Origin of the sequence: Halorhodospira sp. 9621, from assembly GCF_022228055.1 — a bacterium.
GTDB classification, from domain to species: Bacteria; Pseudomonadota; Gammaproteobacteria; order Nitrococcales; family Halorhodospiraceae; genus Halorhodospira; species Halorhodospira halophila_A.
This window is the reverse complement of sequence record NZ_JAJNRD010000010.1, coordinates 1-16,463: the sequence shown is the minus strand read 5'-3', so window position 1 is coordinate 16,463 and position 16,463 is coordinate 1. Positions and strand designations below refer to the sequence as shown.

General features: G+C 67.2%; 2 protein-coding genes. Both read left to right on the top strand.

Annotated elements, in window-relative coordinates; translation table 11 throughout:
* Position 1 precedes the first annotated feature (1 nt).
* On the top strand, positions 2-15,139 hold the full coding sequence (locus LRF89_RS06520) for an N-6 DNA methylase (RefSeq protein WP_238636783.1): 15,138 nt from the start codon (positions 2-4) through the stop codon (positions 15,137-15,139).
* 454 nt (positions 15,140-15,593) lie between these two features.
* Entirely contained in the window at positions 15,594-16,229 is a 636-nt protein-coding gene (locus tag LRF89_RS06515; protein WP_443134960.1) for an outer membrane beta-barrel protein, read from the top strand.
* The last annotated feature ends 234 nt before the right edge of the window (positions 16,230-16,463 follow it).

Genomic DNA, 16,463 nt, shown 5'->3' with positions numbered 1-16,463 from the left:
CATGGCGCAGTTCGAGGGCGGGTGGAAGAATCGGGGGCTCACGGACCAGGAGCGTGCCCTGGACGGCAGAGCGGTCATGGCGGCGCAGGATAGCCAGCGCACGTTTGAGCGGATCCGTGCTCAAGTCCCACGCTGGTCCCCGGAGCGCAAATCCCGCCTGGTCACGCGCTTGGCCGAGGAGGGCCTGAGCCCGACGCAGATCCGGCAGCAGATCACCCGTCTTGGCGTCGATCCCGCCGAGGTGGAGGGGACGCTGGCGAAGCTGCCGCAGCCGGTGACCGCCGGCGCCCCGGCACAGCCTGCGCCGGCCCCCACCCAGGCGGCCACCCCGGATCCGTCAGCGCCGCCCGAGCCCACCGCGCAGCCGCAGCCCAGCGCACAGCCCGAGCCCACCGCGCAGCCGAGCGCCCCCGAGGACTGGTCGGACCTGATGCGTGGCCTGGATGAGTCGGTGCATCGCAAGGCCGTGGCCGAGCGCCATGCCGCCGAGCGCACCGTCGCCGGCCATCTGGTCGAGGCGCCGAAGGCCGTGGCCCGTGGCGCTACGGGCGCCCTGGGCGAGACGCTCAAGGGCCTTCAGCTTGATGCAGACCGGATGGAGCATCGCCGGGGGGTTGGCCCGGATCGCCCGGTGGAGGAAGGCAGGCTGTACCGGGCCGGCGAGTTCTTCTCCGAGGGCGTGCGGGAGCGCCTGGCGCCGCACCCGGCCTATGAGCAGAGCTTCGTGCAGCAAGCGGCCGAGGGTGGCGGCTCGCTGGCGTTTTACGCCGGCCTGGCCGTGGCGGGCAGGGGTGCGGGTATGACCCGGGGCGGGGCGCAGTACGTCGCCCCGGCGCTCTCGGCGCAGGCGGCCGGTCAGTCCGAGGCGTACCAGAACGTCAAGCAGTTCATGGAGGAGAACCCGGAGCGGGCGGCCGAGCTGGGCATTGACGATGAGTACGCCCTGGAGCTTTCCGCGGAGGGCCGTCTGCCGGGTATCGTGCAGATCCTCTCCCTGGGGCCGATTCTGCGCCGGATCCCGGAGTCGATGCGCCCGTCGGCCAGCGCCTACCTGATGCGCCGGATGGGTGAGGCTGGCGCCACCGAGTACACCGTGGAGAACGCCGGCGCGCTGTTGCAGAACCTTCTGCGCCGCGAGTACGACGAGGATCACCCGATATGGGACGAGGTGCCCGAGCGCGGCGAGACGGCGGCCGTTGGCGCCGCAGCCCTCCAGGCCCTCCTGTTCCCGCTCCAGCGCCGCGGTGCGCGCGCCCCGTCGGCCACCCGTGACACCGAGCAGGATGCCCCGCTCGATTCGCTCTACGGCCAGGAGCAGCAGCCGGAAGGTGAGCGGTTCGAGCGCGTCGAGCCCGAGGCGCCGGCCGATGCTGACATGGCGCAGACGCCGATGGACGTGGAGCAGCCGGCGGCCGAGGACGCCCGCTTCATCGCTGACCCGCAAGCCTACGGCCAGGATCAGGACGGGGTGGACCTGGGCCTGGAGGCAGAGGCCGAAGGCCGGCCCGAGCCCGCGCCCACCACGGCGGCCGACGACACCGGGGCCGAGTACCCGACGCAGGAGATTCCGGTCGCGCAACTCGAACTCTCCGAGGACGTGCCACAATTCAAGCGCGGGGCCGATGATTCCGGGGTGGTTGAGCCCCTGGGCGGCCAGTATGAGCGCCTGGGCACGGCGCCGATCCTGGTGTGGGAGCGCGAGGACGGCCGCCGGGAGGTCGTCACCGGGCGGCACCGGCTGGATCTGGCCCGGCGCACCGGGGAGCAGACCATCCCGGCGCAGGTGGTGCGCGAGGCCGACGGCTTCTCGCGCGAGGATGCCATGGTCGCGGATGCGGAAATGAACATCCGCGACGGACAAGGGGAGGTTGCCGACTATGCGGCGTACTTCAAGCAACGCGGAACGGATGAGGCGCAAGCGCAACGCCGAGGCTTACTCGAACGCGCTAAGGGCCGAGATGGATTCACCATCGCGTCCCAAGGATCGGACACCCTTTATCAACTACACCAGGGTGAGCAGATCGGGGACCGGCAAGCGGCAGCGGTAGCCCGGGCAGCGCCCAACGACGAGCGGTTGCAGGCGCTCGGCATCGAGCGGATTCAGCGCGGCGAGAACATCGAGACGGCCACATCCATGATGCAGGCGGTTCAGGCCATGGGCGCCGAGGGGCGCGGGCCTGAGCAGGTGGATATGTTCGGCCTCGATGACTCGGCCATGCGCCAGGCCGAGGAACTGGCGAAGAAGGCCGCCGCTCGGCAGCGGGAGATCAGCGAGGACATCCGGCTTCTGCGCAACCCGTCGAAGAACCCGCAGCGCGCCCGCGAGCTGGGGATCGACGTGCAGGATGAAACCGGCGCCCGCGAGCGGCTGCGCTCCCTGGAGGCCGAGCGCGAGCGGTGGCAGCGGTGGCACACCGACCCCGAACTGCGGCAGACGCTTCTCCAGGAAACGCAGGGCGAGGCGCCAGCGCAGGAACCGGCGCAGGAGCAGCAGCCCCCGGGGCCGGTTGCCGAGGGGCAGACCGACCTGTTGGGCCAGGCCGTGCCCGAGCAGCGCGAGGCCCCGGCCGAGGCTCCGGCGCCCGAGCAGACCGACATGATCGGTGGCGCCACGCAGGAGCAACAGCGCCTTCACGACGAGCAGCGCGCCGTCGATGAGCGCCTATCCGGCGGTGAGGCCGGCCACGTCCCGGCCGGTGCCGGCGAGGGGGCGCTGTTCGATGGCTCGCAGGCGCAGACCGACATCGCCGACGCCCCGGCCGCCCCGGAACTGGTCTACAAGGCCGACGGCAGCCCGTACCCGACGCAGGCCGCCGCCCGTGCCGCCGCGCGCAGCCGCAAACTCACCGACCACACCCCGGAGCAAGTGGGCGAGGGCGCCTGGGCGCTTCGTCCGCCGGAGGCCGAGCCGAGCGCGCAGACCGACGCCCCGGCCGAGTCCACCGCCGAGCCGTCCCCGGAGGCCGTGGCCGAGCCGACGCCGGAGCCCCAGCCCGCCGCGGAGCCGGCCGCGACCACCCCGAGCGAGCCTTTCACGCCGACGCACGAGGCGTCCGACGGCGAACTGGTCCGCGCCCTGGAGGACGAGGACGGGGTGTACGTCAACCAGGCCGGTGAGGAGATCATCGACCCGGGTGCGCGGCCTCTCCCCGCCGAGCGGCAGCAGCCGGTGGAGGCCGCCGAGCAACCGGCCGCCGAGCAACCGGCCGCCGAGCAGCCGGCCGCCGAGCCCGCGGCAGCGCAGGACGCCGAGGACACGGCGAGGGCCCTGGGCCTCGACGGTGACCTGTACCACGGCACCGCCGCCGGCATCGACTTCGACCGCTTCGACGCCGCGCGCTCCGGTTCCGGCGTCGGCATGAACGCCTTTGACCAGGGCGATCACTTCTACCTGACCGAGAGCCGCCGGGCCGCCGAACTGTTCGGCCAGTGGGCCGAGAACAAGCGGGAGCTGCAAGCATCGCGGATTCCGCCCGATGACGCGCGCGGCTCGGTGCTGACCTTCCGCCTGGACCCGGATGCCCGCGTGATGCAGGTCGAGCAGATGCCCCGTGGCCGGGACCGTGCGCAGCAGGTGATCGACCAGGCGCAGGAGCAGGGCTACGACGCCATCGCTTTCCCCGAGCGCGGTTTCGAGACGGTGGAGGGCTCGCTGGATGTCTACAACCTGATTCGCTCCGAAGGGCTCCCGCGCACCCTGATCGTGCTCAACGAGGATGCGCTCACCCGGGCCCGGGATGAGGCGCAGGCCGCGGCCATTGATGAGCAGCAGCCGCGGCATATCCTTCGCGCACTCGGCGCCCCGCTGCCGCGCTCGAACGAGTCGAAGGGGGACGCCCGCAAGCGCGCAGAGAAAGCCCTGGAGGCGGCGCGTCGGATCGACGAGGGGGTGGACCGGCTCACCGGCAAGACGATCAAGGAGCAGATCCTCGCGCCCCTGGGTCTGGCCAAGAACGGCCGGGTGGCCGAGATCCGCGAGCGCGTGAAGCAGTGGCGCCGCGAGAACCCGGATTCGGCCCTCACCGAGCGCGCAGAGATCGCCCGGCGCTACGATGCCGGCGAACTGAGCGTGGCGGACGCCCGGGAGCAGGGTCTACTCCGGCAGCATCCCGGCGCCTTCCCGAAGAAGGTCCGCTCCCTGCTTCACGACACCGGCAACACCGGGGCCTACGACTGGCAGAAGGGCCTGGAGGAGTTCCTGGAAGCCCGCGGCGATCAGAACGTCCAGGACAGCTACAACCTGAACCGTGAGGTCGCCGCCGGCTACTTCGACCGCGGCGAGATCGGCGAAACTCCGGCCCACTTGCGCCGGGTACTCGCTGCCCGTGAGTTCGGGCTCGACGTTCCCGCCAAGGCGTGGGCGGCCTACGAAGACCTTTCCGATGTCCGTGCCCAGCGTGAGAGTCGCCGGGAACAGGCCGTCGAGGACAAGGAGGAAAGCCGGCGGCAAAAGGAGGAGCGGCTTCTATCCTCCGAAGAATTGGCGCTGACCGATCAAAAGTTTGAATCCGGCCGGCGCACCCGTGCCATCAAGCGGGAGGTCGCTCGCCGTCTGCGTGAGCAGATGGAACGTGCCAGTGACCCGCAGGTTCGCCAGGAACTCGAACTGTCTTTGTTCTTCACCGACCGCGATAGTGTCTCGGATGAGAAGGGCCGTAGGTTAGTCGCCGAACATAGCGAGAAAGAACATGACCATGCGCGGGAACTAAGGCAGCAACTTACCGAAGAAGTGCGACGTGAGAACCAGGATCGGGATACCGAGGCGCTGGAGCGAGAGACACAGGCCGCTGAGGGGGACTGGTTGCGCTCGCGGTGGCGGCGGATGTCGCGCGATCATCGCCATCGAATCGCCGAGGAGGCAGGGGAGGCGGATCCGCTCTCGACCAGTCGCCAGGGGCATGAGGAAATCCGATCCGAGGTTCTGGAGCGGCTGCGCCCGCTCATACAGCGCGACCACAGCGAGGATTCCCCGCGCACGCGCCTGGATCAGATGCGCCCAAGCGAGCGCGTCGAACTCGCCCGGCGTGCTGGACTGAAACCGAGCCGGGGCCTCGTGCTCACGGGCAATCTGAGCCAGAGCGAAGTCGAGACGCTTGCCCGGCAACTGGAGCAGGAGTCGCCGTCGCGGGTCGATCAGGCGGCCGCCGAGACCGACACCGACCCGAGCGAGGCCCAGGCCGAGGCCGGCAACTACCGCAAGGGCCAGGTATCGCTGCACGGTCTGGAGATCAGCATTGAGAACCCCCGCGGCTCGACGCGCAGCGGCACGGCCGCCGACGGCACCCGGTGGGAAACCACCATGGCCGACCACTACGGCTATATCCGGCGCAGCGAGGGGGCGGACGGCGATCACGTCGATGTCTTCCTCGGGCGACAGGCCGAGGATCCGAGCCTGCCGGTGTTCATCGTCAACCAGGTGGACCCGCAGAGCGGCGCCTTCGACGAGCACAAGGTCATGCTCGGCTACCCGAACGAGCAGGCCGCCCGTGAGGGCTACCTGGCGAACTACGAGCCGGGCTGGCAGGGGCTTGGGTCTATCGAGGCGATGGACCTGGAGGGGTTCAAGGCGTGGGTGCGCAGCGATCAGACCGCCGAGCCCGCCGACTCCCTGGCCGGTCAGCTTGCCGGGATGGACGAGGCCGAGCTATCGGCGCTGTTCGATGAGGTGGCCGCGGAGTCCGGTGCCGCGCAGACCGAGCGCCCCCAGGGGGCCCGGGCCAAGACGGCCGAGAAGCCCGACGGCAAGAAGCGCCCGCGCAAGCAGCAGGCCCGCGCCGAGCAGCAGGAGTCGGTCGAGCGCACGGCCGCGGAGATCGCCAAGAGCATGGGCGGGAATCTATCCAGCGCCGGGCAGGAGGCGGTATCGGGGCTTGCCGCACTGTTCGGGGCCAAGGCCGGCCGTCTGAGTTCCGGCCTGTCCTTCGATGAGAACACCTACCAGCAGGCCAAGCCGCACTTCCAGGCGATGCTCCGCGACTTCCAGGCTGCCGGGAAGGATCTGCGTGCGTTCATCCGCGCAGTGCTCGATAATTTCGGGACCGGGATCAAGCCTTACGTCCTGCGCTTTGCGCGGGATCTGCAAGAGGAGCAGGGCCATGGAGATCAAGATGCCGTATCTGCGGGCGATGGAGGAGCGGGCACCGCAGCAGTACCGGGAGTTGATGCGCTCCGGGAAGATGGAGGAGCATCTGAGCAAGGTCTCGAAGCTGGCGCACGAGATGTATCGGGAACTGACCGCCAACGCGCCGAAGTATCCGAGCGGGGCAGTGAAGCAGCCTTACAAGAGGGAGGCCGAGGAGATCGTGCGCGAGACGTTCATCGAGTTCGAGAGCGACCCGGACGAGATCCACAGAACTTTACCGTAGAGCCCGGCGGGCTCCAGGAAACCCGCGGCCCGAAGCAGAAGGCGCGGGATAATCTCGCCGCCATCGAACTGATCCAGGCCCTTGAGGCCGAGGGTCGGCCGGCCACACCGGAGGAGCAGGCGCAGCTTGCCCGCTACATCGGCTGGGGTGGGCTCAAGGGGGCGTTCCCGGACGCCCAGGGCGAGTACGCCAAGGGCTATCGGGACATCGGCACCCGACTGCGCGAGCTACTGAGCGATACCGAGTACCGCACCGCCGAGCGCAGCTTGCAGTACGCCCACTACACCTCGGAGACGGTCACCCGGGGCATGTGGGATCTGGTCCGTCGGCTCGGGTTCGACGGCGGCCAGGTGTTCGAGCCGGGCATGGGTGTCGGCAACTTCCCCGCCACCATGCCCGCCGACGTGGCGGCGCGCACGCACTACGCCGGCCTGGAACTCGATCACATCACCGCGCGCATCGCCCGGGCGCTCTACCCGCGCTGGGGCGTGCGCCAGGACGACTTCACCCGGGCCCCCTTGCCGCGGGATACCTTCGATCTGGTGATCGGCAACCCGCCGTTTGCCGACATCCCCATCCGCAGCGATTCCCGATACCCGCAAGGGTTCCTCCTGCACGATTACTTCTTTGCCAAGTCCCTCGATGCGGTGCGCCCCGGTGGGCTCCTGGCCTTCGTCACGTCGGCCGGGACCATGAACAAGGCCGACGCCAGCGCCCGCGAGTACCTGGCTGATCGGGCCGATCTGGTGGGCGCGATCCGTCTGCCGGGTGCCGCCTTCGAGAAGACCGCCCACACCTCGGTCACCACCGACATCGTGGTGCTGCGCAAGCGCCTGGAGGGGGAGCCGGCCGGGGATCGTAGCTGGACGGAGACGGTTGAGGTCACGCTCCCGAACAAACACGGGCAGTCGATCACCGGGCGGATGAGCCGCTACTTCGCCGACAACCCGGACATGATTCTCGGCGAGCAGGGTTTCTTCGATCCGCTCTATGAGAATCGCTACGCCGTGCGCGGGATCAAGGGCCAGTCTCTCGACAAGGCCCTGGAGCGGGCCATCGAGCAGTTCCCCGAGAACGTCATGGCCGAGGAGGCCACCCAGGCCGAGCGGGCGGAGATCGACTTCGGCACCGATCAGAAGAAGGACGGCTCGTTCTACTTCGACGGCGAGCGGCTGATGCAGTTGAACGATGGCGTTGGTGTGCCGGTGCAGGCCCGCGGCAAGGGCCAGTCGTCCGGTCTTCCTAAGACGCATATCGAGCGCATCCGCGGCCTGGTCCCCATCCGTGATGCCCTGCGCGCGGTCTACGCCGCGGATCTGGCCGGGCAGAAGGAAAACGCCAAGGTCGCCCGTCAGCGTCTCAACGAAGCCTACGATGCCTTCGTAGAGCGGTTCGGGCCGATCAACAAGCTCGAACGCCAGACGCGCCGAGCGACCCTCGTTCAGAAGGAAGCGGCCCGGGCGGAGGCACGCGAGGAAGCCCGTTACGCCGGAGAGCCGTGGTTTGAGGGCGACTTCGACCCCTCGGGGATGATTGCCGAGGGGGCCTCCCTGACCAAGATCGCCGCGGCACGCCAGGCCGCCCGCGAGGCGGCCGAGCGTGAGGGGCGCACCTTCGATGAGGGCAGCTTCGATCCTGATAGCGTGCAGGATACGGTCATCGAGAAGCGGGAGAACATCGACCCGTTCAAGGACGACCCGGAGAACTACCGGCTGCGTGCCATCGAGGAATACAACGACGAAACCGGCGAGGCGATCAAGAGCGGCATCTTCTTCGAGGACATCATCACCCGTGAGCGCGCGCCCGAGATCCGCTCGGTCAACGATGCGATGCTCCATGTGCTCAACCGCAAGGGTCGGCTCGACATCCCGGAGATCGCCGCACTTGCGGGCAAATCGCAGACGCAGACCATCGAGGAACTAGGCGAGAGCATCTTCAAGCTCCCTGGCACCGAAGATACCTACGTCCTGCGCGATGCGTACCTCTCGGGCAACGTGCGCGAGAAGCTGCGCCAGGCCGAGGCGGCGGCGGCGAAAAACCCCGAGTTCGAGCGCAACGTCGCCGCCCTGGAGGCGGTGCAGCCGGTCGATCTAACGCCCTCGGAAATCAACGCCGCCCTGGGCGCTCCGTGGATCCCCGAGCCGGTGTTAGAGCAGTTCGCTACCGAGGCGCTCGGGCTTCGCACGCTCACCGCGCGTTACACGCCGAAGCTCGCCTATTGGGAGATCCGAGGCGATAAGGCGTCTGCGGCCGCTACATCCGAATGGGGGACGGCGGATCTGTCGGCCACCGAACTGATCGAGCACGCGGCAAACCGGCGCACGCCGCAGATTGTTCGCAAAGAGAAGTTACCCGATGGGAGCGAGCATAAGTGGGTTGATTCGGCGGCGACCCAAGCGGCACAGGACAAGCTCAAGGGGATCAAGGAGAAGTTTTCCGCCTGGGCCTGGGAGGACGAGGGCCGAGCGGCGGAACTGGCCGAAATCTACAACGAGCAGTTCAACTCGACGGTCGTGCGCGAGTACGACGGCTCTTATCTGACTACGCCGGGCGTCTCGTCCGCTTGGCAGTGGCGGCCGCACCAGAAGCGGGTGATCGCGCGGATCATCCAGTCGGGCAACACCTACATGGCGCACGGCGTCGGCGCCGGGAAGACCTCGGCGATGATCGGCGCGGGGATGGAAATGCGCCGGCTCGGGCTGGTGAACAAGCCCATGTACGTCGTCCCGAACCACATGCTCGGGCAGTTCGCCAAGGAGTTCTACGAGCAGTACCCGACGGCGCGCATTGCCGTGGCCGATGAGCGGCGCTTTCACACCAACCGGCGCAAGCAGTTTATCGCCAACGTGGCGAACGAAGATCTGGACGCCATCATCATCACCCACTCGTCGTTCTTTATGATCCCGATGAGCGACGAGTTCCAGGACGGCCTGATCCAGCAGCAGTTGGACGACTACCGCGAACTGCTGGAGCAGATGGACAAGGACGCCGATAACCGCATCACCCGAGGGCGGCTGCAAAAGCAGATCGAGCGCCTGGAGCAGCGGCTTACCGGCAAGGCGGATAAGGCCACCGATCAGGTATTCACCTTCGAGGAGATGGGGGTGGATTTTCTGTTCGTGGACGAGGCCCACACCTTCCGCAAGCTGGACTTCGCCACGAAGATGTCCAGCGTCAAAGGTATTACCTCCGAAGGCTCGAAGGCGTCGTGGGATCTGTACGCCAAGAGCCGGTACCTGGAGGGGGTCAAGCCGGGGCAGAACCTCGTGCTGGCCTCGGGGACGGCCGTGACCAACACCATGGCCGAACTCTACACGATCAGCCGCTATCTCCAGCCGCAGGAGTTGGAGGCGCGCGGGCTGTCGCACTTCGACGCCTGGGCCGGCGCCTTCGGCGACACGGCCACCGAACTGGAGCAGGACGCCGCCGGCAACTACAAGTCGGTGACGCGCTTTGCCAAGTTCGTCAACGTCCCGGAACTGTCGCAAATGGTTCGGCAGAACATGGACGTGGTGACCAGTGAGCAGCTTGCACAGTACGTCACCCGACCCCGGTTGCGCGGGGGCAAGCGGCAGATGCACCTGGCCGAACGCTCCGCGGCCCTGATCGACTATCAGGACAAGCTCGCCGCGCGGATGAAGGCCATCGAGAACCGCAAGGGGCCGGCGGAGAAAGGCGACGACATCCTGCTGTCGATCATTGGCGATGGTCGCCATGCTGCCATCGACATGCGCCTGGCCGACCCCGAGTTGAGCGAGGATCCGGGCAGCAAGCTCAACCTTCTGGTTGAGAACGTCGCCGATGTCTACCACCGCACGGGCGCACAGCCGTTCTACGAGCCGCGCGCCGATGGCTACAGCGAGAACCCGGTAGATGCCGGTCCTGCCACGCAGATGGTCTTTGCCGACCTGGGGCTATCGGGCAAGCGGGGACTGTCGGTGCCGAACTACATCCGCGCCGAACTGGCCCGCCGCGGGGTGCCGCGCTCGGAGATCGCCGACATCCGCGACTACAAGAGCCACGCGGCGCGGCAACGGCTGTTCAACGACATGAACGAGGGCAAGGTCCGCGTGCTCATCGGCTCGACGGCCAAAATGGGGACGGGCGTGAACGCCCAGCGCCGTCTCTACGCGGTCCACAACCTCGACCCGCTCTGGTTCCCGGCCGACGACGAGCAGCGCAATGGACGGATTCGCCGCCAGGGCAACATGAACCCCGAGATCGAGATTCACGACTACTCGACCAAGGGCACCTACGACGCAACCATGTGGCAGATGATGGAGCGCAAGGCGCGCTTCATCGAGGCGTTCTTCCGCGGCGACCCGACGCTGCGCGATATGGATGACCTGGGCGAAGCCAGCCAGTACGAGCAGGCCAAGGCGCTCTCGACGGCCGACCCGCGGGTGATGCAGCTCACCGAACTGCGCCAAGACCTTGAGCGCGAGCAGCGGCGTAAGGACGCGCACCAGCGTGAGCAGTCGGGGATCCGTCAGCGGATCAACCGCGCGCAGATGAGCCGCCAAGCCTCGGAGAACCGGATCCCGCGCATCGAGCAGGACATCGCCCAGCGCCAGGACACCACCGGCGATGCGTTCCGCGCCCAGGTCGGCGATCAGGCGTTCACCGACCGCCTGGAGGCCGGCCAGGCGATGCTCCAGCGCATCGAGGAGTTGAAGCAGGGGCAGGGCATGGCGCCGCCGAAGAAGATCGGCGAGATCGGCGGCTTCGACATCATGGCGACGGTGTGGGGCACCCACGAGCGGTTCGCCGACGTGGGGCTCAAGCGTGCCGGCGACTACTCGGCCGACGTGCGCGTTACCGGCTCGGCCCGGGGGCTGGTCCAGTCGCTTGAGTATCAGCTTCGCGGGTTCGAGTCGGAGATCGAGCACCACCGCAAGCGCATCGCCGAGGCCGAGCAGGAGATTCGGGAGTACGAGAGCCGGCTGGGCCAGGAGTACGACGGCGCCGAGCGCCTGGAAGACCTGCAAACCCAGGTGCGGGCCATCGAGGCGGAACTTGCCCGCGAGAGCCAGGACGCCGGGCAGGCCGGTGGAGGCGAGGAGCGGTATGCCCGCGGCCCCTACCACGACCCCTGGATCGGCATGGTCCCGCGGCAAGGCCCGTCGGAGCACTACACGCAGCGCCAGGGCGACGAGGCGGACTGGCATCACAGCATGGTTGTGGTGGACATGGACGCCTACGACGCCGACGACACCCTGCGCTACGTCCGCTACGGCGATGCGCACGAGGTGCGGATCAGCGGCTCGCCGGCCCTGGCGCCCTATGGCCGTGGGCGGGCGCAGATCCGGCGCATGGCCACCGAAATGATCGAGCGCGGCACGCCGGGCGATGTCCGCCTGCGCGTCGATGACATGGCGCTCGGGCACGAGATGGAAGGCGTGGACCTGGGGGCGCTGCGCGATTGGGCCGAGGGCCCGAGCCTTGCGCGGTCCTCGGCCCCGGGGCAAGGGCTCCTGGTCGAGCAGGCCCGGCGCCACGTTGCCGCGGTCAGCGCCGGGTGGGACGGCCCGCGCCTGGAGACGGTGCAGAGCGTGCGCGATCTGCCCGGCGACATCCATGCGCTGGCCGAGCAGGCCGGGGCCCTGGAGGATATGCGCGGGGTCTACTACCGCGGGGTGATCTACCTGGTGGCGGATCGCCACGACAGCGCCCAAGCCCTGGAGCGGACCCTGCTGCACGAGGCGGTCGGCCACTACGGGCTGCGCAACCTTCTCGGCACCCGGATCCGCCCGGTTCTCAATCAGGTGTGGGCGGCCACCGGCGGCGTGAAGGGCAATCAGTCGATCATCGACAGCTACTTCCAGCCTGGCACCTTCGATCCGCAGAACGCCACGCACCGGGCGATCATCGCCGAGGAGCGCCTGGCGCAGATGGCCGAGGATGGCACCCACGCCGGCATCATCGAGCGGGCGGTGGCGGCACTGCGCGAGTGGCTGCGCGGGCTCGGGCTGACCATCCGACTCAACGACGCGGACCTGCGGGCCCTGTTGCGCCGGGCTCACCGCTCCCTGGAGGCGCAGACGCCGGATCAGATGGCCGGCGAGGCGGCCTTTGCCCGGCGCGGCCAGGAGGGCACCGAGGCGTTGGACCGGCAGCGCCAGGTCAGCGAGGGCATCCGCAAGGGCGCCCCGGTGGATCGTATGTTCAGCGCGGTCTTCGACCTGACCGGCAGCACGGATGAGTACGGCCGCTTCCGCCCGGGTGTGCAACTGACCGAGCAGATCCGCAAGACGCTCCACGAGCGCACGGTGGACCCGGAGGGCACGTTCGGGCGCTGGCTGCACCCGCTGGTGGAGCGGGCCCGGGCCGGGCTCATCGACCGCTACGGCGTGCCCGAGTCGTTCATCCAGCGCGATGCCGCCCGGGAGTCGGAGAGCCGGCGGATCCTCGGGCAGATGGAGGGGCTGGTCGAGCAGATCCAGAAGGCCGACCTCAGCCGCGAGGAGCGCCTGGTGCTCCAGCGCGTGCTCGATGAGGGCGAGGTGCCGACCGAGGCGCTGGAATCGCTCTCGGTGCCGATCCGTGCCGCCCTGGATGACCTGACCGGGCAGATGATCGAGCTTGGGCTGATGAAGGCCGATAGCGCGATCACCGACTGGCTGCACCGCAGCTACCAGAAGCACGAGGCGGAACTCTCGGGGCTTCCGAAGTGGATGCACCAGGCGCAGCGCAAGCACCGCAAGAAGATCGGCGGCGACTCGCTGCGGATGCGCGGGCTCAAGGAGGAGGTCACCACCGAGCGACTGCTTCGCAACGTGCCCCGCGACTGGTGGGGGCGGAAGCTGCGTCCTGGCCAGGCCGACACCCACCTGGTCGGCACCGAGTGGGTCATGCTCGACCGCCTGGAGCACACGCCCGAGGGCATGGACCCGCTCACCGGCATGGACCCGGCGCAGCCGGCCCAGCGCCGCGTGCGCGAGCGCGTATTCTGGCCCGCCGACCGGGAGCTTCCGGCGCGCTTTGACACCTGGGAGAACCGCGGCACCTTCGAGGTGGCCGGTACCCGGGGCGAGAAGCTGATCCTCCGGCGCGACTTCACCCGGGCCGAGCGCGAGGACATGGGCCAGGTGCTCGACGTGCGCTACAACCTCATCAAGAGCTTCCAGCTTCTCGCGCACGATATTTCCAGCGCCCGGTTCTTCTCCGACATCGCCAAGAACCCGGATTGGGCCACCATGGAACCCACCACCGAGACCGGCGAGGCGGCGGAGATCGTCAACGCCGAGGAGGCGCGGCGGCTCTCGACGTTCGTGGGCGTCGATTGGGTGCGGGTGCCCGAGACTCGGGTGGCCAAGGGCGCCAAGGCGTTCAAGTGGGGTGATCTGGCCGGCATGTACGTCCGCCCGGAAATCTGGCGCGACCTCAACGAGCTCGACATCATGCAGACGCCGGGGACGTGGCGGAAGCTGCTGACCCACTGGAAGCTGAACAAGACCGCCCGCTCGCCCGTGGTCCACGTCAACAACGTGATGTCGAACCTCGGGCTCATGGACCTGATCGACGTGCGTGTGCGTGACCTTGCCGCGGGGATCCGGGAGTTCGCGCACAAGGGGCCCATGTACCAGGAGGCGCGTGAGCATGGCGCCTTCGGCGGCACCTTCGTCCACCAGGAGATCCAGCGCGATGTGCTCGCGCCCATCGTCGATGAGATGCTGGCCGAGGCCCGGCGCGGTGAGGAGTCGATGGGTGGCCGGGTGCGCTTCCTCTCCCAGCTTGGTTACCGGCTGTGGGACGGGGTGAAAAAGGCCGACCGGCGCATGGTGGACTTCTACCAGGTCGAGGATGAGATTTTCCGCATGGGGACATACATGCGCCTGCGCGGCATGGGCATGGATGCGCCCGAGGCGGCCCGGCAGGCGCGGGTGCAATTCCTCGACTACAACATCCGCGCCCCCTGGGTGAACGCCGCCCGGCAGAGTGTGCTGCCGTTTATCAGCTACACCTACCGCGCGGCGCCGGCCATCGCCACGGCCATCGCCCACCGGCCCTGGAAGCTCGCCAAGTACATCACTATCGGTTACCTGACCAACCTGCTTGCCTTCGAGCTGGAGCCCGGCGACGAGGACGAGGAGCGGCGCACGATGCGCCCCGAGGTCCAAGGCATGACCTGGGCCTCAATCCCGTTCACGGACATCGGCTGGAACCGCATGGTGCGGCTGCCGTGGCGCGATCAGTACGACAACCCCATGTACATCGACATCATGCGTTGGGTGCCGGCTGGCGATGTCTTCGACACCCAGCAGGGCGTCACCGGCGTACCGGCCTGGCTGCAGATGGGTGGCCCGCTCCAGATCGGCTTCGAGCTATACCTGAACAAGCAGAACTTCACCGGGCAGGAAATCTACGACCCGCTCGCCTCGGACTGGCAAGACCGGCTCAATGCGCGCATAGGCTACTTGTGGCGTGCCTACGTGCCGAGTGGGGCGTACATCCCAGGCTCCTGGCACAATGCCTCGCTCATGTCCGCACTGCGCGGCGAGCGCGACCTTCTCGACCGCCCGGCGAGTATCCCTCAGTCTCTCGCCTCCGGGGTCGGCATCAAGGCGCGCGGGCACGATGTGGACCTCGGGTACTGGTTCCGAAGCATGGAGATCGACCAACGCCGGCGCGCGCTTCACGCCGAACGTCGAGCGCTGGAACGCGACTATCGGCGGAACGCAATCAGCTATCCGGCATATAACCGAGCAGTGAGGCGTATTGAGGTGAAGACGGACCATTTGTCCAGTACGGCAGCGGCGATTGCCCCGCGCTGAAGGTCTTGCGGGCACGGCCACAGCGGGCTCTGCGTCCCGCGAGGCCACCGTCCCCAGCAGCGGGCCTGCTAGGGCAAGGGGCTTTGGTTAGAGGCACGAACCTCCCACAAGCCAGGCCTCTAAGACGGAACCGCCGCGGAGACTTTCACATAAGAGGCTCTACGGGAAGACACATCGGCGCCGTAGAACGGTCATGAGAGCCTATATGGGCGTCTTGGCGTCTAATCGACTTGTGTCCACATGCCAGTGCGGGCGCAGGGCAGCTTGCGCTGATTCAATCCGCTGGCTTAGGCTCATGGATAGGGTGGGATAGTAAATGGGGTAGCTAAATGTCAAGGAGGAGCTGCATGCAACTGGCGCGCGGCTGTGGGCCTTCTGGGTTTGAGGCCCTTGGCGCTTTCTCCGGTTTAGGCAGCTTTTTTTCTGGGCTCTTTTATCGGAGGCATGAAATACAATGAAAAGACTAATCGCTCCCTTTGCGCTATGTGCGGTGACAGCTACTCAGGTGGCACATAGCGAAACGGCCTTCCCATACACATCTCTAGGGGTCTCCGTGGGAGAGACAAGATTCGACGAAGATTTTGTAATTTTAGGTGATTCGTACAGTAGCATAAGTGTGGCCGGTTTCCAGGGGACTTATCAAATCAACGGTGGCCCATATGTCCAAGGTTCTGTTTCCGCTGGCAGTGAGGATAAGTCTCAGTCGGACATTGAAGTAACCACTTTATCCATCGGTGGCGGATTTCCCGTCCAGCTACATCGAAGGGCAGATCTGGTCTTTCAAGCTGAGCTTCTATCCACAGAGTTTGAAGCTTGCGTGGATAATGTGAACGGGGGGCAATTCTGTGACGATGACGATGACTCCGGTTTGGGGTATGGGGTTAGCGCTCGGATTTGGGCTGTTCCGGGTAACTTAGGGCAATTTGAATTTAACCCTTTTATTAGTGACTCCACACTTGATGACAGTGAGACGACCTTTGGGGCTCGGGCACGTGCATGGTTCACCGCGAATCATACGGCCTCGCTTAATTTTTCTACGAGTGATGACGCAGATACAGTCTCGCTCTCTTACATCTACTTCTGGCAGTGAGCGCTGGTCTATCTGTCAAGCGGGTGTGGTGCTCGAGCAGTACTCGTGCATCGGGTCGCGGGTGTCCTGCAACGTGGCTGATGGAACGTCGGGTATCGACCTAGCTCTCGGTGTGGCTCCAGACGAAGCGAGTTGGGATGTTGGTGTCGCGTTCGCCGTCGCGGAGTTCGACCCCAACCAGCATTAGGGTAGGTGAAAGGCAAAGGCCGGGCTGCTCGGCTACCGAGGGGCGAA